The 17,118-nt window shown below is 71.9% G+C and carries 17 protein-coding genes; 7 read left to right on the forward strand and 10 right to left on the reverse strand.

The window, feature by feature from the left end; genetic code table 11:
• Window positions 1-179: 179 nt before the first annotated feature.
• Complete coding sequence (locus TNCT6_RS16420; RefSeq protein WP_141360071.1) at window positions 180-803, reverse strand: histidine phosphatase family protein; 624 nt, start codon at window positions 801-803, stop codon at window positions 180-182.
• Between the two features lie 163 nt (window positions 804-966).
• On the opposite strand from TNCT6_RS16420, the gene TNCT6_RS16425 reads away from it, so the two are divergent.
• From TNCT6_RS16425 to TNCT6_RS16440, 3 genes are all read left to right on the forward strand, one after another.
• A complete protein-coding gene (locus TNCT6_RS16425; protein ID WP_141360072.1) occupies window positions 967-1,554 on the forward strand; it encodes a helix-turn-helix domain-containing protein in 588 nt (195 codons plus the stop codon).
• 104 nt (window positions 1,555-1,658) lie between these two features.
• Window positions 1,659-2,339, forward strand: a complete 681-nt coding sequence (locus TNCT6_RS16430) for a hypothetical protein (protein ID WP_141360073.1) — start codon at window positions 1,659-1,661, stop codon at window positions 2,337-2,339.
• Between the two features lie 274 nt (window positions 2,340-2,613).
• The gene (locus tag TNCT6_RS16440) at window positions 2,614-2,958 is read left to right on the forward strand and encodes a DUF2516 family protein (RefSeq protein ID WP_172633215.1); all 345 of its coding nucleotides are present in this window, start codon (window positions 2,614-2,616) and stop codon (window positions 2,956-2,958) included.
• 29 nt (window positions 2,959-2,987) lie between these two features.
• On the opposite strand, the gene TNCT6_RS16445 is transcribed toward TNCT6_RS16440, so the two are convergent.
• From TNCT6_RS16445 to TNCT6_RS16455, 3 genes are all read right to left on the reverse strand, one after another.
• Complete coding sequence (locus tag TNCT6_RS16445; RefSeq protein WP_172632921.1) at window positions 2,988-4,313, reverse strand: PP2C family protein-serine/threonine phosphatase; 1,326 nt, start codon at window positions 4,311-4,313, stop codon at window positions 2,988-2,990.
• Between the two features lie 279 nt (window positions 4,314-4,592).
• Window positions 4,593-5,693, reverse strand: a complete 1,101-nt coding sequence (locus TNCT6_RS16450; RefSeq protein ID WP_172632922.1) for a C40 family peptidase — start codon at window positions 5,691-5,693, stop codon at window positions 4,593-4,595.
• 279 nt (window positions 5,694-5,972) lie between these two features.
• The gene (locus TNCT6_RS16455; protein WP_141360076.1) at window positions 5,973-6,758 is read right to left on the reverse strand and encodes a class I SAM-dependent methyltransferase; all 786 of its coding nucleotides are present in this window, start codon (window positions 6,756-6,758) and stop codon (window positions 5,973-5,975) included.
• Between the two features lie 559 nt (window positions 6,759-7,317).
• Between TNCT6_RS16455 and mshA the strand changes: the two genes are divergently transcribed.
• Complete coding sequence (gene mshA / locus TNCT6_RS16460; RefSeq protein ID WP_141360077.1) at window positions 7,318-8,655, forward strand: D-inositol-3-phosphate glycosyltransferase; 1,338 nt, start codon at window positions 7,318-7,320, stop codon at window positions 8,653-8,655.
• Window positions 8,648-9,175: a YbjN domain-containing protein gene (locus TNCT6_RS16465; protein WP_141360078.1), complete on the forward strand. Its 528-nt coding sequence runs from the start codon at window positions 8,648-8,650 to the stop codon at window positions 9,173-9,175. The genes mshA and TNCT6_RS16465 overlap by 8 nt, the downstream gene beginning before the upstream one ends.
• A 30-nt stretch (window positions 9,176-9,205) precedes the next feature.
• On the opposite strand, the gene TNCT6_RS16470 is transcribed toward TNCT6_RS16465, so the two are convergent.
• A complete protein-coding gene (locus TNCT6_RS16470) occupies window positions 9,206-10,021 on the reverse strand; it encodes an AraC family transcriptional regulator (RefSeq protein WP_141360079.1) in 816 nt (271 codons plus the stop codon).
• On the opposite strand from TNCT6_RS16470, the gene TNCT6_RS16475 reads away from it, so the two are divergent.
• Window positions 10,020-10,499, forward strand: a complete 480-nt coding sequence (locus tag TNCT6_RS16475) for a DUF2000 domain-containing protein (RefSeq protein ID WP_141360080.1) — start codon at window positions 10,020-10,022, stop codon at window positions 10,497-10,499. The two genes, TNCT6_RS16470 and TNCT6_RS16475, sit on opposite strands and share 2 nt — an antisense overlap.
• Window positions 10,500-10,521: 22 nt before the next feature.
• Here TNCT6_RS16475 and TNCT6_RS16480 read toward each other — a convergent pair whose 3' ends face one another.
• Window positions 10,522-11,784: an MFS transporter gene (locus TNCT6_RS16480; RefSeq protein ID WP_141360081.1), complete on the reverse strand. Its 1,263-nt coding sequence runs from the start codon at window positions 11,782-11,784 to the stop codon at window positions 10,522-10,524.
• Between the two features lie 187 nt (window positions 11,785-11,971).
• Here TNCT6_RS16480 and TNCT6_RS16485 point away from each other — a divergent pair, with 187 nt between their 5' ends.
• Complete coding sequence (locus tag TNCT6_RS16485) at window positions 11,972-12,733, forward strand: phosphoglyceromutase (RefSeq protein WP_141360082.1); 762 nt, start codon at window positions 11,972-11,974, stop codon at window positions 12,731-12,733.
• A gap of 78 nt (window positions 12,734-12,811) precedes the next feature.
• Here the strand turns inward: TNCT6_RS16485 and TNCT6_RS16490 are convergent, their stop codons facing one another.
• The 4 genes from TNCT6_RS16490 to TNCT6_RS16505 form a co-directional block, all read right to left on the reverse strand.
• The gene (locus TNCT6_RS16490; protein WP_141360083.1) at window positions 12,812-14,050 is read right to left on the reverse strand and encodes a tyrosine-type recombinase/integrase; all 1,239 of its coding nucleotides are present in this window, start codon (window positions 14,048-14,050) and stop codon (window positions 12,812-12,814) included.
• A gap of 76 nt (window positions 14,051-14,126) precedes the next feature.
• Window positions 14,127-14,372, reverse strand: coding sequence for a helix-turn-helix domain-containing protein (locus TNCT6_RS16495; protein ID WP_141360084.1), 246 nt, complete (start codon window positions 14,370-14,372; stop codon window positions 14,127-14,129).
• Window positions 14,373-14,826: 454 nt separating this feature from the next.
• A complete protein-coding gene (locus tag TNCT6_RS16500) occupies window positions 14,827-16,299 on the reverse strand; it encodes an ATP-binding protein (RefSeq protein ID WP_141360085.1) in 1,473 nt (490 codons plus the stop codon).
• A 2-nt stretch (window positions 16,300-16,301) separates the two neighbouring features.
• Window positions 16,302-17,114, reverse strand: coding sequence for a DNA primase (locus tag TNCT6_RS16505; RefSeq protein ID WP_141366497.1), 813 nt, complete (start codon window positions 17,112-17,114; stop codon window positions 16,302-16,304).
• Window positions 17,115-17,118: the final 4 nt, after the last annotated feature.

Below are 17,118 nucleotides of genomic sequence, written 5' to 3' on the forward strand. Positions count from 1 at the left end.
AGGAGGGCGGCAGGGCGGAGCCCTGCCGACCGACGACAACGCGGCTGGGGGTACCCCCTGCTCGAAGAGCTCGGGGGAGCGGTGCCAGGGCCCGCGAGCCCGGCATGATCCAAACGAGAGGCCCCAAGGCCGGGCCCGGGCCCGGCCGTCACCCGCCCCGGTGAGCCCGGTGGCCGGTCTCAGATGCGGAGTTCGGGCGGGAAGCCGGTCCAGCGCAGTTCGGCGGGCAGGTGCCGCATGTCGTTGTGGACGAGTACGGAGGACGGTCTGCCGGGTGCGTAGCGGATGACCGTCAGCGCCGCGTTGCCGTGGTTGAGGCCCATCCAGCGCCACTCGGGCGCGTCGAGGGCGGCTCGGACCAGCCAGCCGATGAGGAAGCTGTGCGTGACGACGAGTTCATGGCGGGGGCGATCGCCGTCGACCGGCCCCGTGAATTCCGCGAGTGCTTCCCGGGCCAGCGCCGGACCACGCTCGCGCTCCTCCTCCGAAACCTGGGCGAGGAAGCCGAGCATGGCGTCGGCCGCATCCGGTGGCAGTTCCTCCTTCGCCGGCAGATGGGGGACGTAGTCGCCGGCCGGCTCCGACTGGTGCATCGGGACGTCGCCGAGCTGTGCACTGATCAGCCGGGCCGTCTGCCGCGCCCGGGGCAGCGGCCCGTGGTGAATCGCCGACAGCGGGGTGCTCCGGAGCCGTTCACCGAGCAGGGAGGCTTGGCGCCGGCCGCTCTGCGTCAGGGTCGTCTCGTCCGCCGACGCTTCACCGTGCCGGGCGAGATAGAGGTATCGAGGGGCAGTGCCTGTCATGTCCCGGGTCTCCGTCGGCAGCCGTGATCTTGTGTCAAGGAGGGACGCCGGGCCCTTCGCGCACGGTTCCGTCGCACCCGGCAACCTCGTTCCCGACCGCCGGGGCACACTCTTGCAAGCAGGTTGCTTGCAATTGTTAGCAAGGGTGGTGCAAGGTGGAGGCATGGCATCGCTCAACGTCGGCAATCTCGGTGAGTACCTGCGCGAGCAGCGGCGCAACGCGCAGTTGTCGCTGCGGCAGCTCGCCGACGCCGCCGGGGTGTCCAATCCGTACCTGAGCCAGATCGAGCGCGGGCTGCGCAAGCCGAGCGCGGAGGTGCTCCAGCAGGTCGCCAAGGCGCTGCGGATCTCCGCCGAGACGCTGTACGTGCGGGCCGGGATCCTCGACGCCGAGCGGGACCGGGACGACGTGGAGACGCGCGCCGTCATCCTCTCCGACCCGTCGCTGAACGAGCGGCAGAAGCAGGTGCTGCTCCAGATCTACGAGTCCTTCCGCAAGGAGAACGGGTTCGGGACCGCCGAGACGGACGGTTCCGGTGAGCGGGCGGTCCAGGACGGCGGCACCGGTGACACCGGTGGCACCACCGCCCACGGCACCCGCGCGGCGGGCGACGGCGCCGGCGCCGACGGCGGCTCCATACCCGTCCGCCCCGCCGCCGAGGCGGACGGCGGCCGGCCCGCCCCCGCCGGGCGGCGCCGTATCCGTACGTCCGGCGGCAGCGACGCCGATCCGCGGGAGGCGGCCGACTGATCCCAGCGATCCCACGGTCACGGCTCGTACGGGCCGGGCGCCCGGCCCGACCACCGCGGAAACCCAGAACCCTCAGCCACAAGCGATCCGGGAGAACCCTCACCATGGCCATCACCGACGACCTGCGCAAGACCCTCAGCGACCCCACGCCGCTCTACTTCGCCGCGGGCACCGCGGACCTGGCCCTCCAGCAGGCCAAGAAGGTGCCCGCCCTGGTGGACCAGCTGCGCGCCGAGGCCCCGGCCCGTATCGACGCGGTGCGCAACACCGACCCGAAGGCCGTCCAGGAGCGGGCCACCGCCCGCGCCAAGGAGGCCGGTGTCCGGGTCAAGGAGACGCAGGAGAACCTCCAGACCAAGGTCACCGACTTCCTGAACTACCTCGACACCGACCTGAAGAAGCTCAGCACCAACCTCGACGCCGATCTGAAGAAGCTCGGCGAGAGCGCCCAGGACCTCGCCCTGCGCGGCGTCGGCGTCGCCGCCGAGTACGCCGTCAAGGCCCGCGAGACCTACGAGAAGGTCGCCGAGCACGGTGAGCAGGCCGTGAAGACCTGGCGCGGCCAGGCGGCCGAGGGCATCGAGGACATCGCCGGAGGGGTCGAGGAGCTCGCCGTCGCCGTCGAGCCCCAGCCCGAGCCGAAGGCGCAGCCGGTCGTGGTCAAGGAGGAGTCCGCCGAGACCGGGGCCACGCCGATCACGGCCAAGAAGAACCAGGCGAAGAAGGGTCCGGCCGAGCGCAAGGCCCCGCCCACGGCGAAGAAGACCACCCCGCCCGCCAAGTAGGCGGCGATCCGGCCCGTCGGGCAGGCGGCGATGCGGCCCGTCGGGCAGGCGGCGATGCGGCCCGTCGGGCAGGCGGCGATGCGGCCCGTCGGGCAGGCGGCGATGCGGCCCGTCGGGCAGGCGGCGATGCGGCCCGTCGGGCAGGCGGCGACACGCCGGAGCGCCTCACCCGTATGGGCGATGGGCAGCGGGGCCGGGCACCCTTGGGGTGTCCGGCCCGTTCTACGGGTACGGTGACCGCGTAGGAATCGGGAGAGAACGGGCGGTGGGCAACATGCTGATGCTGGGCTTCCAGGGGCTCCTGGGGATTCTGAAGATCGTTCTGATGGGCTTGGCCGCGTTCGGGCTGTTCGACGCCGCGTTCCGGCGCGAGGACGCCTTCCGCGCGGCCGACAAGCAGAACAAGATCTTCTGGCTGATCATCCTGGGCATCGCGCTCGCGGTGAGCTACCTGTTCTCGATCTTCTCGTTCCTGCCGATCATCGGCGTCATCGCGAGCATCGTCTACATCGTCGACGTACGGCCCGCGCTCAAGCAGGTCTCCGGCGGGAACGGGTGGGGGCGCCGCCGCGGCAGCAGCAGCGACGGCCCGTACGGGCCCTACAACGGCGGTCGGTGAACCGCCGGCCGGCCCCCCGGACCGGTTGCCTACGGCTCCCGGTCCAGCAGGACCACCGCCACGTCGTCGGTGAGCTCGCCGCCGTTGAGTCCGCGCACCTCGTTCACCGTCGCCCGCAGCAGTCCCTCCCCGCGCAGACCCTGGTCGAGCCCGCGGCGGACCACCTCGACCATGCCGTCCTGGCCCAGCCGCTCACCGTCCTGCCCGACCCGGCCCTCGATCAGGCCGTCGGTGTAGAGCATCAGGCTCCACTCGGCGCCCAGCTCCACCTGCATCCGGGGCCAGCGGGCGCCGGGCAGCAGGCCCAGGGCGGGGCCGTTGTTCTCGTACGGCAGCAGCCGGGCGGGCTTGCCGGGAGTGATCACCAGCGGTGACGGGTGGCCGGCCAGGCACAGTCCCGCGCGGCGCCCGTCGGGCGCTATGTCCACCGCGCACAGCGTCGCGAAGATCTCGTCGTCGGAGCGCTCGTGCTCCAGCACCTGCTGGAGCGTGCCCAGCAGCTCGTCCCCGCACAGCCCGGCCAGGGTCAGTGCCCGCCAGGCGATACGCAGCTCCACGCCCAGCGCCGCTTCGTCGGGGCCGTGTCCGGAGACATCGCCGATCATGGCGTGCACGGTGCCGTCGGGGGTGCGGACGGCGTCGTAGAAGTCGCCGCCGAGCAGCGCGCGCGAGCGGCCGGGGCGGTAGCGGGAGGCGAAGCGCAGCGTCGACCCGTCCAGCAGGGGGGTCGGCAGCAGGCCACGCTCCAGGCGCCGGTTCTCCTGCGCGCGCAGCCTGCCCTCGGCGAGCCTGCGCTCGGCCGTGTCGGAGCGCTTGCGCTCCACCGCGTAGCGGATCGCCCGGCTGAGCAGCCGCCCGTCCAGCTCGTCGCGGAACAGGTAGTCCTGGGCGCCGACCCGCACCGCCTGGGCGGCGCGCTCGGCGTCACCGGAGGAGGTGAGCGCGAGGACGGCGTGCCGGGGCGCGAGTTCGAGCACGTGCCTGAGCACGGCCAGCTCGTCGTCGCCCGAGGACCGGCCGGGGGCGGTCAGCGCGAGGTCCAGCAGGATGCAGTGGACGTCGTCGGTGAGCAGCCGCTCGGCCTCGGTGAGGTTGCGGGCCCTGCGCACGCGGATCGCCTTGCCGGACGAGTCGAGCAGTTCGGGCACCATCGGCGAGCCGACCGGGTCGTCCTCGATCAGCAGCAGCGTGAGCTGGGTGTTGTTGGCCTGGGTGCCGGCGCGGTTGTCCTTCTCGACCGTTACTTCCTTACGCGGGGCCTGTGCTGCGGAGGTGCCGTCGCCGTGGGACGCGGTCTGCGTCTGGTCGCACTCCGCGGCCGGGACTGTCCTCTGCCGCGGTACGGGCACGGGCATTGTCCTGGGTTCCTTCCCTCCCCCCGAGGGCATGGCGGGTACGAGGGACCTCGCGCCGCCGACGGGGACATTAGCGGTAGTCGGCGCCGTGGGGGAATGGTGTGAGGCGCGTCGCTCCGGCTTTCGCCGCTGTCATATGCCGCGATCCCTACCGGAGTTGGACACGACGCCGCCGGGGACGGAATGACGAAGGTCACGTCTCCCGTGGGTTTGGCGGCGGCCGGGGGTGCGGTCGGTCACGTGGCCGGGGTCACCGGGGGCCGGCCGGGGGGTGGAGTCTCAGTCCGCGTCGGGCCGTACGACGCCCAGGATCGGCATCGAGCCCGCCCCGGCGAGCGTCACCGTGCGTCCCGGCCGCGGGGCGTGGACGATCGTGCCGTCGCCGACGTACATCCCGACATGGCTGGCGTCGCCGAAGTAGATGACCAGGTCGCCGGGCCGCATGTCCTTGATGTCCACGCGCTTCAGCTGCCTCCACTGCTGCTGCGAGGTGCGCGGGACGGGGTTCCCGGCCGCCGACCAGGCCTGGGAGGTGAGTCCCGAGCAGTCGTACGTCCGGGGACCCTCGGCGCCCCACTCGTACGGCTTGCCGAGCTGGGCCGTGGCGAACTCGACCGCCTTTTTGCCCGCCGCGGACGCCTTGCCGTTGAGCTCGTCGAGGATGCCGGTGCCCAGCCAGGCCGACTGCGCCTGGTCGGCGGCCTGCCGCTCCAGTTCGGCGAGGCGCTCGCGCTGCCGTTTCTCCAGCGTGGCCTCGAGTTGCTCGGCCTCCTTGATCCGCTCCTTGATCCGCTTCTTCGCCGCGGCCTTGGCCTTGCGGCCCGCCTCCAGCTTCTGCCAGCGGTCGGCGGCGTCGTCCGCGTACAGCTTCAAGTCCTGCTGGGTGCGGGTCGTTTCCTCGATCAGGCCCTTGGTCGCCCGCTGGCCCTGGAGCACCCGGCCGGCGCCGTCGAAGAAGTCCTGCGGGTCGTTGCCCAGCATCAGCTGGACCTCGGGCGGCAGACCGCCCGTGCGGTACTGGGCGCGGGCCGCGGCGCCGGCGCGGTCCTTCAGGCCGTCCAGTTTCCGCTGCTCGTCGGCGATCTTCCGGTTCAGGTCGGTGATCTCGGCGGACTGCTTCTCCGCCTTCTCCTTGGCCAGGTTGTAGGCGTCGGTGGCGACGGCCGCGTCGTGGTACAGCTCCTCCAGCTTGGCGCGGACGGCCTGGAGGTCCTTGTCCGGCGCGAGCGTGACGGAGGGGGAGGGCGAGGGAGCGGGGGAGGCGGACGGGGCCGGGTCCGGCAGTGCGCGTGCGAACGCGGTGCCCGGCGCTCCGAGCAGCGTGACCGCGCAGACCACGGTCACGGCCGCCGCGAGCACGGTGTGCCTGCGCCGTCCCATACTCGGCCCCCCAGCTGATTAACCGTCAGTAACATGTGGACGCTCGGGCGATCGTGCCACGACTCGGCGCAAAGCGACAGAGGTGTGGCGATCTCCCGGCGATCTCCCGCCTGTGTGACGAACGACCCGCAAAGATCGTTCCCCGCAGGTCACGGCGGATGCGTGGGCCGCCGCCGGTCGGTTGCGTGGGCCGTCGTGGGGTGGTCGCGGGTCGGTTGCGTGGGCCGTCGTGGGGTGGTCGCGGGTCGGTTGCGTGGGCCGTCGTGGGGTGGTCGCCGGTCAGTCGCGCGGTGCCAACGCCCGCCAGTCGACCGTCACTTCGCCCTGTCGCCAGCGCGTCGGGCCGTCCGTCACCGGCCAGTCGGCCGCCAGGTCGCGCACCGTGCGGATCCAGCGCTGGCGCGCGCCGTAGGAGGCGTACGGCGCGGCGCTCGCCCAGGCGCGGTCGAAGTCGCGCAGGAAGGCGTGCACCGGCTCGCCGCGGACGTTGCGGTGGATGAGCGCCTTCGGGAGGCGTTCGGCCAGGTCGGACGGGTGGTCCAGGGAGCCGAGGCGGGTGGCGAAGGTCACCGTGCGGGGGCCCTCCGGGCCGAGCGCGACCCACACGTGCCGGCGGCCGATCTCGTCGCAGGTGCCCTCGACCAGCAGGCCTCCGCGCGAGTGCCCGTCGGCTGGGGCGAGCCGCGTGCGCAGCCGCTCCCAGACGGCGGCGACCTCTTCCTCGTCGTACTGCCGCAGCACGTTCGCCGCGCGGATGAGGTGCGGACGCTGCGGGACCGGGACCTCGAAGCCGCCGTGCCGGAAGACGAGCCCGTCGCGTTCGTACGGCTTCGCGGCCGCGACCCGGGCCGGTTCGATCTCCACGCCCACCACGCGCGCGCGTGGAGCGGCGGTGCGCAGCCGGTGCAGCAGTTCGACCGCCGTCCAGGGGGCGGCGCCGTAGCCGAGGTCGACGGCCACCGGATCGGCGGCCCGGCGCAACTCGGCGCCGTGCACGGCCGCGATCCAGCGGTCCATGCGGCGGAGCCGGTTGGGGTTGGTCGTCCCGCGCGTCACCGTTCCCACGACGGGGGTCCCCCCGCTCGAGCGAAGCCGAGAGTGGGGGAGGGTCGCTGCGCGGGATGTCATGCGTACGAGGGTATGGCGCCCGCCGGCCCCGACCGTACGGACGTACCCCGCAGGAGCCCCGCCACCACGTCGGCTCGCCGCCTTGACCTGAACGCGGCACGCCGGCCGTGCCCGCCCAGCCGAACCTGTCGGCCCACCGGGCGGCACCGGCCGCCGTGGCCATGCGACAGGCGCGTCGAGCCATGCGGCACGCGGGCCGCGCCGTTCCGGCGGTCGGGCCGCGCGGCGCACGCGAGTGCGTCACGTCCTGGATCTGCGGTACCCGCAGTGCTGGTCGCGCGTGGGTGTGTCATGCCGCGACCGGGTGGCACCCGTGGCACCTCCGGGCGCTCGGCGCGCATGCGTTACGCGTCCTGGGGTCGAACGGTTGAGCGAGAGCCGGTAATGATTGGGCAAAGGAACCGGTAGCGGAAATGGAGTCAGGTGCTCCGGCGTTGGGTCTTGGAGGGCGCTCGGCGCCCCCGTCCGGCATGCCCGAAACGAGGAGGAACGCCACGTGAGCCAGTACGTCAGCAGGCTCGGGCGTCGTTCCCCGACGGCACCCCCGCGGCTGCGACTGCACCGCCGGCCCCGGCGCGTCGCCATGCTCTCCGTGCACACCTCACCGCTCCACCAGCCCGGCACGGGCGACGCCGGCGGCATGAACGTCTACATCGTGGAACTCGCCCAGCGTCTGGCCGCCCAGGGCGTCGAGGTCGAGGTCTTCACCCGCGCCACCGCGGGGGACCTGCCGCCCGCCGTCGAACTCGCCCCGGGCGTCCTCGTCCGGCACGTCGACGCCGGCCCCTACGAAGGCCTGGCCAAGGAGGACCTGCCCGCCCAGCTGTGCGCCTTCACGCACGGCGTGATGCAGGCCTGGGCCGGCCACCGCCCCGGCCACTACGACCTCGTCCACTCCCACTACTGGCTCTCCGGACACGTCGGCTGGCTCGCCGCGCAGCGCTGGGGCGTCCCCCTGGTGCACGCCATGCACACCATGGCCAAGGTCAAGAACGCCAGCCTGGCCGAGGGCGACACCCCCGAGCCCGCCGCCCGCGTCATCGGCGAGACCCAGATCGTCGCCGCCGCCGACCGGCTGATCGCCAACACCGACGAGGAGGCCGCCGAACTCGTACGGCACTACAGCGCCGATCCCGCCAAGGTCGCCGTCGTACACCCCGGCGTGAACCTCACCCGCTTCCGCCCCGGCGACGGTCGCGCCGCCGCCCGCGCCCGCCTCGGCCTGCCGCAGGACGCCCTGATCCCGCTGTTCGCCGGCCGTATACAGCCGCTCAAGGCCCCCGACGTGCTGCTGAGGGCCGTGGGCGTCCTCCTCGACCAGCGGCCCGAACTGCGCTCCCGCATCGTCGTCCCCGTCGTCGGCGGCCCGAGCGGCAGCGGCCTCGCCAAGCCGGAGGGCCTGCAGAAGCTGGCCGCCCGGCTCGGCATCGCCGACGTCGTACGGTTCTGCCCGCCGGTCGGGCAGGACCGGCTCGCCGACTGGTTCCGGGCCGCGTCCGTCCTGGTCATGCCCTCCTACAGCGAGTCCTTCGGCCTGGTCGCGATAGAGGCGCAGGCGACCGGCACTCCGGTCCTTGCCGCCTCGGTCGGCGGGCTGCCGGTGGCCGTACGGGAGGGTGAGACCGGATTCCTGGTCCAGGGCCACGATCCGGCCGACTACGCGCACCTACTGCGCCGCTTCGCGGACAACCCCCACCTCGCCGACCGGATGGGCGCCGCCGCCGCCCGGCACGCACGGTCCTTCGGCTGGGACGCGTCGGCGGCGGCCACGGCGGACGTGTACACGGCCGCGTTGCAGGCCCACCGGCGTCGCGTACGCTCGCCCCATGGGTAGCGCCACGGGTGCCACGGGTGAGGCGGAGCAGCAACGCGCGACGCGGGTCGTCGAGGACGTCCTCAAGGGCGCCGAACTGGACTGGGAGAGCCCGCGGTCCGGCAACTACGTCGTGAAGCTCCCCGGCATCCGCAAGCTGTCGACCACCCTGTCGATGATCGTCGGCCGGCACTCGCTGTCCCTGAACGCCTTCGTCATCCGTCACCCCGACGAGAACGAACCCGCCGTCCACCGCTGGCTGCTGGAGCGCAACCTCAAGCTGTACGGCGTGAGTTACGCCGTCGACCAGCTCGGTGACATCTACCTCACCGGCCGGTTGCCGCTGGCCGCCGTGACCGCCGACGAGGTCGACCGGCTGCTCGGCCAGGTCCTGGAGGCGGCCGACGGCAGCTTCAACACCCTCCTGGAGCTCGGCTTCGCCTCGGCGATCCGCCGCGAGTACGCCTGGCGCGTCTCGCGCGGCGAATCGACCCGCAACCTCGAGGCGTTCGCGCACCTGACCCAGCGTCCGGCCGACTGATTCCGCCCTCGCCGCGGCCGCGGGATCAGGTCACTTCCCGTTCCTGCCGTGCGAGGTCCCGCGGCCGTACCGCCCCGGAGTCACCCCCACGAGCTTCCTGAAGTGCCGGGTGAGATGGGCCTGGTCGTAGAAGCCGGTCTCGGCGGCCACCTCGGCCGGTTTCAGCCCCGCCAGCAGCAGCCTGCGGGCGCGGTCCACCCGGCGGGACATCAGGTACTGGTGCGGAGCGATGCCGTACGCCCCGCTGAACGCCCGTACCAGGTGGGTGGGATGGGCCTGCACGAGAGCCGAGGCCTCGTCGAGCGTGACGCCCTGCGGCACCCGCTCGTCGAGCAGTTCGCGCAGCCGGCGGGCGAGGGCGGGGTCGCGGCGCGGGGCCCCGACGGCGAGCCGTGGCCGCAGATGGGCGCGCAGCCGCTCGCCGACGAGCGCCAGCCGGCTCTCCGCCTCCAGCTCGTCACCGGGCAGGGCGAGCGCGGTGTGCACCTGCCCGACCCTCCGGCGCAGTACCGGATCGCGCACGTCCGGCCCGTCCACGGCCGCCCCGATGAGCTCGTCGCCGAGGTGGGTGGCGTCCAGGTACAGCACCCGCTTGCGGAAGCCGCCCGGGCCGACGGGCGAGCCGTTGTGCGGGACGTGCGGCGGCAGCAGGGACACGGTGTCGTGCGGGGTGCCGTGCTCGTGCCGGTCCAGGTCGTACCGAACGGCGCCGGCGTCCACGATCAGCAGCGTCCACGCCTCGTGCACGTGCATCGGATAGGCGTACTCGGTGAAGTGCGCGTGGAACACCTCCACGACGCCCGGGACACGCGGGCGCCAGGCGGAGACGTTCCGCTGCGGGGCCATGCAAAGAACGTACAAGACGGCGCGGTACCGCGTTCGGGAGTCTCGTCCCATGAACGACGAGCAGCCCATCCGCTTCGACACCAAGATCGCCGTCCTGCTGCGCGAGGACCTGGAGACCTGGCAGCGCCTGAACGTCACCGCGTTCCTGGTCAGCGGCCTCGGCACGACGGTCCCGGAGATCATCGGGGAGCCGTACGAGGACGCCGACGAGGTGCCGTACCTGCCGATGTTCCGCCAGCCGGTGCTGGTCTTCCAGGGCGCCAAGGAGACGCTGACCGCGGCGCACGGGCGGGCCCTGTCCCGGGCCCTGCCGCGCGCCGTCTTCACCTCCGACCTGTTCACCACGGGCAACGACCGTGACAACCGGGCCGCGGTCCGGGCCGTGCCGACCGGCGAGCTGGACCTCGTGGGCCTCGCTGTCCACGGCCCGCGCAACGCGGTGGACAAGGTGCTGAAGGGCGCGCGGATGCACCCTTAGGCGACGGCCGCGCCGGCCGGCCTCACGCCGTGCCGACCTCGGTACGGGGCTCGGTGCGGGACTCCACGGTGGTCGGTTCGGCCTTCGGCAGGCGGCGCATCAGGACCCAGTAGCTGAGGGCGGCGGCCGTGCCGACGGCCGCGCACATGCCCCAGAGCCACTCGGCACCGAGCCGGTCGATGACGGCACCGGACATCAGCGGCGCGACCAGGGCGGCCACCGACCAGGACAGGGTGTAGACGCCCTGGTAGCGCCCGCGCCCGTGCACCGGGGAGAGCCGGACGACCAGCCCGGTCTGGGTGGGCGCGTTGATCATCTCGCCGAGGGTCCACACGCACACCGTGAGCGCGAACACGCCGACCGACCCGGCGAACGCCGTGAGCCCGAAGCCGTACCCCGCGAGCAGGGCGGAGACGATCAGCAGCCGCCCGGGGTCCCGGTGCTCGATGAAACGGGTGACCGGGATCTGCAGGGCGACGATCAGGACCCCGTTGACGGCGATGGCCATGCCGTAGTCGGCGGGCGTGAACCCGGCCCGGCCCATGGCGACCGGCAGCCCGACCGCCCCCTGCTGGAAGACGACGGCGATCAGGAAGGATGCCCCGACGACGCCCATGAACCGCCCGTCCCGCAGGACGGTCCACAGCCGGACGGCGTCGCCGCCCTCGTGGCTCACCTGCGCGTCCGTGCCCGGCCGGGACTCGGGCACCTTCAGGAAGACGACGATCGCGCAGGCCAGCGTCATCGCGGCCTCGATCAGGAAGCCGGCGAGATAGCTGTACTCGGCGATGAAGCCGGCCGCCATGGAGGAGACGGCGAAGCCGAGGTTGATCGCCCAGTAGTTGAGGGAGAAGGCGCGGACCCGGTCCTCGGGGCGCACGATGTCGGCCATCATCGCCTGCACGGCCGGCCGGGAGGCGTTGCTGGCCATACCGACCAGGAAGGCGACGGCGGCGATGGCGAGGGGATCCCGGACGAACCCGAGCGCCGCGACGGACACGGCGGTGGAGGCCTGGGCGACGAGCAGGGTCGGCCGCCGTCCGAGCCGGTCCGCCATCACACCCCCGGCGAGCGAGGAGACGACGCCGCCGAGCCCGTGCAGCGCGGCGACCAGACCGGCGTACGAGGCGGAGTAACCGCGGCCGAGGGTCAGGTACAGCGCCATGAACGTGGCGACGAAGGCGCCCAGCCGGTTGACGAGGGTGCTGGTCCACAGCCACCAGAACTCACGGGGGAGCCCGGAGACGGTCTCCCGGGCGGCACGTCTGAGACTGGCGACGGACATGGACGACCCCCCGGGGATGTAAGCGGCTGAAGTAGCGAGCACAACTTACGAGGAGGGGGATGTGCGGGACTACTCAATTAGCAGAAGCCGTCAACTGTCGGCCACCGCAGCGGGGCGGCTGTCCGCCCGCCGTCCGCCTGCTGGGCGCCGGGGCAGGGGGCCGAATGCGTGGATTACGCTCTGAGGCATGGCCGACGCACCGTACAAGCTGATCCTGCTCCGCCACGGCGAGAGCGAGTGGAACGCGAAGAACCTGTTCACCGGCTGGGTGGACGTCAACCTCAACGAGAAGGGCGAAAAGGAGGCAGTCCGCGGCGGTGAGCTGCTGAAGGACGCCGGCCTGCTGCCCGACGTGGTCCACACCTCCGTCCAGAAGCGCGCGATCCGCACGGCCCAGCTCGCGCTGGAGGCCGCCGACCGCCACTGGATCCCGGTCCACCGCTCCTGGCGTCTGAACGAGCGCCACTACGGTGCTCTCCAGGGCAAGGACAAGGCCCAGACCCTTCAGGAGTTCGGCGAGGAGCAGTTCATGCTGTGGCGCCGCTCCTACGACACCCCGCCGCCGCCGCTGGACCGCGACGCCGAGTACTCCCAGTTCTCCGACCCGCGCTACGCGGCCCTCCCGCCGGAGCTGCGCCCGCAGACGGAGTGCCTGAAGGACGTCGTCGTCCGCATGCTCCCGTACTGGTTCGACTCGGTCGTCCCCGACCTCCTGTCCGGCCGGACGGTCCTGGTCGCCGCCCACGGCAACAGCCTGCGCGCCCTGGTCAAGCACCTCGACCAGATCTCGGACGCCGACATCGCGGGCCTCAACATCCCCACCGGCATCCCCCTCTACTACGAACTCGACGCCGACTTCCGCCCCGTCACCCCGGGCGGCAAGTACCTCGACCCGGACGCCGCGGCAGCCGCCATCGAGGCGGTCAAGAACCAGGGCAAGAAGAAGTAGGTTCTGTGATCATGCCCCCGACCTGCGCATACGGCGCGGGGCGGGGGCATTTTCACGGTCTGGGCCCTCTGTGGGACCTCAGCGCGGCGGGTCCTGCGGCGGGCGCAGTGCCTGACCGAGTGCCCTCCGGGCCCGGTCCCGGCTGCTCGGCATGAGGTGCGCGTACACCTTCAGCGTGAGTCCCGGGTCGGAGTGCCCGAGGTACTCGCTGACGGCCTTGATGCTCTCGCCCGCGTCCAGCAGCACCGACGCGTAGAAGTGCCGCAGGGCGTGCATGCCGTGCTCGCGCGCGGCGGTGTGCTCCCGGCTCTTGGCCTTCGGTATGACGCCCACGGACGCCAGAGCGGGCTTCCAGTGGTCCTCATTCAGCGAGGTACGCCAGACGTGGCCGCCGTTGGGCCCGGTGAAGATCAGGCGCTTGGTCACGGGCTGGCCGTTCGCCCGCATCCACGGCAACGTGATCTCCACGGGCGGGAAGCGCTTGATGTGCTCCTTCAGCGCTTCCGCCACCGGGTCGGGCAGAGGGACGTCACGGAGCTTGCCGCCCTTTGGGGGCGCGAACACGGCCTTGCTCAGGCTGAGCTTGAGCTGCTGCACCACGTGCAGGGTGCCGCTGTCGAAGTCCAGCGCATCCACGGACAGCCCGAGAATCTCGCCTTGCCGTAGGCCGCAGCCGGCGCCCATGTCCACCATGGTCCGGAAGCGCTCGACCATGGCGGCCCGCATGGCGAAGACGCGTCCCGGCTCCCAGGGGACGACACGGCGCGTGCCCATCTCGGGGAGCGTCACCGTGCGCGAGTTGCACGGGTTTCGGCGAAGGTAGCCGTCCTCTAAGGCCGCTGAGAGCACGGCCCGGACGTTGGAGAAGATCACACGGGCATACGCGCCGGACATGCCGGACGCTTCGAGCTGCGTCACGAACTCGCGGATGTGGCTGGGCTGGAAGGACCCGAGGGCGCGCGACCCGATGCGCGGGAAGGCATGCAGCCTGAGTTGGGACTGCATGGACGCGCGGGTGTTCGGGTCACCGCTCTGGCTCGCGAGCCAGCCTTCCGCGAACTCCTGAAACGACGTCCGGGACGCGTTCGGGTCGATGTAGTCGCCACGGGCCACGTCCGCCGTGACCTTGCTCAGCCACTGCTCGGCGAGCCGCTTCTGTCCGTCGGGGAACGACTTGCCCTTGCGCTTTCCGTCGGGCGCGAAGTAGCGGGCTCGGTAGCGCAGGCCGGTCCCGTAGCGCTCGGTCTTGACGCGGATGGTCTTGCCGTTGGCGTCGATCTCGGTCTTGTACCAGCGGTCTTGGATGCTGCCTGCCATCGGAGGCGGAGTCCCTTCTCAGCATGGATCAGGGGTGGCCGTTCAACGGCCACCCCTGGCGATCTGCGAGGTTGCGTCAGGCCGCGACGCGGTCGACGTTCTTGAGCTGAGCGACGTAGGCCCCCACTTCGGCGGGGTCGTAGCGGACGTGCTTGCCGACGCGGAAGCCGGGAGGACCGGTGTGTTTCCTGCGCCACTGGTAGACGGTTTCGAGGGGGACGCCGAAGATCTCGGCGATGTCGTCGGGAGTGAGGTACCGGTCAGGCAAGCCGCTGCGGAGGGTGGCGCGGGGGTCGGGTTGAGCGGAACGGGTTCGGCTCATGGAGTCCTCAGAGGTTGAGTCGCGTTGGCTTCGGGGGTTCTCGGACTCCGTGTGTGTCCGAGGTGCGGATTTCTGCGTCACCGCGTCACCTGCGTCATTCAGGCTTCTGACTTGCGGGTTTATGTGACGCAGAGGGGTGGGGGTGCGTCACGCGCGACGCAGGCGGTCCGTCACGCGTGACGCAGGTGACGCGGCGTGACGCAGCCGGGGCCGTCTGCGTCACGCCCGTCTGCGCAGGTCACCCGTCGTTTCCGGACGCCGTGTGACGCTGTGACGCAGCGCTCCCCTACTTAGGAAAAAAAGGAGGGGGGTGTCTGTGGTGGTGTGGTGCGGCTCAGGGAGTGAAGAAGGAGCCGCTTCGCGGCACGTCCATCGCAGGGCGGCGCCGCCGCCGAACAGCAAGAGGAGCACGCTCGGCCGGTGGTGCTCCTCTTGCTCGTACGGCGGCGGCCGGTCAGAACGCCTGTTGCTCGTGCGAGGGCGGGGCCGCTGCGCGGGTCATCACGATGAAGCGGCCCTCCCGGGTGCGGCCCGAGTCGATGAGGACGCCCCGGGCGGCGAGGGTCGGCTGAAGCCGCTTGAGACGGTCGGAGAGCACCTTGCCCGTGGTCGGCCAGCCCTTGGGCAGGGGACGGAAGTCGTCCCCGGTGTAGACGCGGCTGAGGCAGTGCAGCCACTCCGTGGACGTCATCCGCTGTTCCGCCCCCGCGTCGAGACTGGCGGCGTGCTGCAACACGGTCTGCGCCAGCAGGTCACCCTCAATGACGTCGTCGTTGAGGTCATCCAGACTGGCCCGGTAGGCGGCGAGCGCACCGAGTCCTGTGGCCGCGTCGAGCTGCGCGCACAGGTGTGCGAAGTCCGCCATCCGCAGATCGGTCGGGGTCTCCGCCTCCACCGCGCGCACCTTCACCGTGAGATCCAGGAGCGAGCCGAGGACGACGGGCAGAACCTCCGCGTACTCCGTCCACAGCTCATCCTCGGTGCGCCGCACCCGGGGCCGCTCCAACCGCAGCGGCAGCAGCCGTTCGGCCAGGTCGGGGCGGATGACTCCCACGTCGATGCCGGTCAGGAGCAGGGGGCGGCGGTAGCCGACGCGGAAGACATCCCCGTCGGTGAACAGGGCGCGCTTGACGTTCTCGGCGCCGGTGACGATGCAGCACATCGCGTCGGACAGGTCCGGACTCATGTGGGAGAGGTTGTCCAGGGCCGTGACCCATCCGGCCGCCACGGCCGCGAGCAGGTTCTCCTCATCCTTGGGCGCGCGGCGCAGGTCACCGGTCATGCCCTCGATGATCCGTACGAGCATCCGGCCGCCGGTGGACTTGCCGGCGCCCTGCGGCCCGGTGAGGAACGGGGCGGGAACGGGGACGGACGGACCGAGACAGCCGACCAACCACGCGATGGCCAGGCACTCGGTCTCGGCGTTGGCGAAGTTGCACAGCCTGAGCAGGAGATCGATGCCTTTGCCGTCCGTGTTCTTGACCGGCAGGGGGAGTTCGCCGGTGAGTTGGGTGCGGCGCCAGCACACCTCACGCGGGTCGGGGACGGTGATGTCCCAGCCGGTGGGGTGGATGCGGACGGACTGCCCGTCGGCGCGGCCCAGGTCCAGCCACGTCGCTCCGTCGAACCCTGGGGCGACGCGGATGTGCACGGGCTGCACGTCCTCGGTGAGCGCGAGTGCTTCGATCAGGTCGAGTGCCTCCTTCAGCGCGGTTCCGTTGAACACGCCCAGTCCGTCCCTGAACAGTCCGACCATGAGTTCCTGGCGGTGACTTCCGGTCGTGCCCTGGGAGCGGATCGGGCGGGCCACGGGGTGGCCGTTGCGCTGCGCGTACACGGTGCCGTCGGCGGTGCGGAAGTAGCGGAAGTGCGCTTGCGCGTAGTCAGTGATGACCTTGCGGGCGGGATTCTGCTCGTCGTCGGCCATGGTCACAGTCCCAACTTGGTCAGGGCGTTGGTCCACGCGTCGGTGCAGTGCCGAGGGGATTCGCCCTTGGCCTGCGCGGCGGTGAACAGCCGTCCGATGTGGGCGTCGGTGAGGCAGCCGCACCGGCCGTGCGTGGACAGCACCGCGAGGAACGTCCGGTAGACCGTGGCGTGCACCGCGCTGGAGGCTTCGGTGATGCGCTGCTCGGCCATGGCGATCCCCCGGTTCAGATAGGTGGGCGTGCGGTGTCTGCACTCGCCCCCATGGCCACTCAGAGGCGCTGTGAGGCTCTGTGGCGCCCTGCGAGCCGTGGACGGCTCCTTTACTGCCAGCGCGCGCACAGCGTCCGGGAGAGGGGCCGTGACTCCCGTGCCGTTCCCCAGCCAACGGGCGTACGCCATAAGGGACTTGATGTCGACGCCGGGGCGGACGGCGTTCACCGACCGCATGGCGCCCCGGTAGATCCAGTGCTCCCCCCGCGTCGTCGGCACGGTCCGCGTCGCGGGCAGGCTGGTATGGGCCCATGCGACGGCCGCCGCGTCGTCCAGGTCGACGACGGTCACGCCGGCGCCGCCGGGGTGGTAGGCGACGGCGGCGGCCCGACGCCACGCCGACGCCCACGGTGGGGAGGTGAGGACGTCCGGGTCGGTGGTGGCGGCGGCCCACGCGTGGCAGACGCCGGGGCACCGGCACGGGCCGGGGGTCTTCATGTTGGGCCGTCCGCCGCACGCGTTGCCGGTGCAGTCCGGGCAGTTGCCGAACGGCACCTTCCCCGCCCGCAGCGGCAGGGGCGGGATGCCGTGTGCGGCCAGCATGAGC

The sequence above is a fragment of the Streptomyces sp. 6-11-2 genome, assembly GCF_006540305.1.
In the GTDB taxonomy this organism is placed as follows: Bacteria; Actinomycetota; Actinomycetes; order Streptomycetales; family Streptomycetaceae; genus Streptomyces.

Coding starts and splice junctions, on each gene's coding strand:
- TNCT6_RS16470 (WP_141360079.1), bottom strand. CDS start 10,021: ATGGCCCCGCAGCGGAACGTCTCCGCCTGGCGCCCGCGTGTCCCGGGC.
- TNCT6_RS16485 (WP_141360082.1), top strand. CDS start 11,972: ATGGCCGACGCACCGTACAAGCTGATCCTGCTCCGCCACGGCGAGAGC.
- TNCT6_RS16500 (WP_141360085.1), bottom strand. CDS start 16,299: ATGGCCGACGACGAGCAGAATCCCGCCCGCAAGGTCATCACTGACTAC.
- TNCT6_RS16480 (WP_141360081.1), bottom strand. CDS start 11,784: ATGTCCGTCGCCAGTCTCAGACGTGCCGCCCGGGAGACCGTCTCCGGG.
- TNCT6_RS16475 (WP_141360080.1), top strand. CDS start 10,020: ATGCAAAGAACGTACAAGACGGCGCGGTACCGCGTTCGGGAGTCTCGT.
- TNCT6_RS16445 (WP_172632921.1), bottom strand. CDS start 4,313: ATGCCCGTGCCCGTACCGCGGCAGAGGACAGTCCCGGCCGCGGAGTGC.
- TNCT6_RS16440 (WP_172633215.1), top strand. CDS start 2,614: ATGCTGATGCTGGGCTTCCAGGGGCTCCTGGGGATTCTGAAGATCGTT.
- TNCT6_RS16490 (WP_141360083.1), bottom strand. CDS start 14,050: ATGGCAGGCAGCATCCAAGACCGCTGGTACAAGACCGAGATCGACGCC.
- TNCT6_RS16430 (WP_141360073.1), top strand. CDS start 1,659: ATGGCCATCACCGACGACCTGCGCAAGACCCTCAGCGACCCCACGCCG.
- TNCT6_RS16425 (WP_141360072.1), top strand. CDS start 967: ATGGCATCGCTCAACGTCGGCAATCTCGGTGAGTACCTGCGCGAGCAG.
- TNCT6_RS16450 (WP_172632922.1), bottom strand. CDS start 5,693: ATGGGACGGCGCAGGCACACCGTGCTCGCGGCGGCCGTGACCGTGGTC.
- TNCT6_RS16495 (WP_141360084.1), bottom strand. CDS start 14,372: ATGAGCCGAACCCGTTCCGCTCAACCCGACCCCCGCGCCACCCTCCGC.
- TNCT6_RS16505 (WP_141366497.1), bottom strand. CDS start 17,114: ATGCTGGCCGCACACGGCATCCCGCCCCTGCCGCTGCGGGCGGGGAAG.
- TNCT6_RS16420 (WP_141360071.1), bottom strand. CDS start 803: ATGACAGGCACTGCCCCTCGATACCTCTATCTCGCCCGGCACGGTGAA.
- TNCT6_RS16465 (WP_141360078.1), top strand. CDS start 8,648: ATGGGTAGCGCCACGGGTGCCACGGGTGAGGCGGAGCAGCAACGCGCG.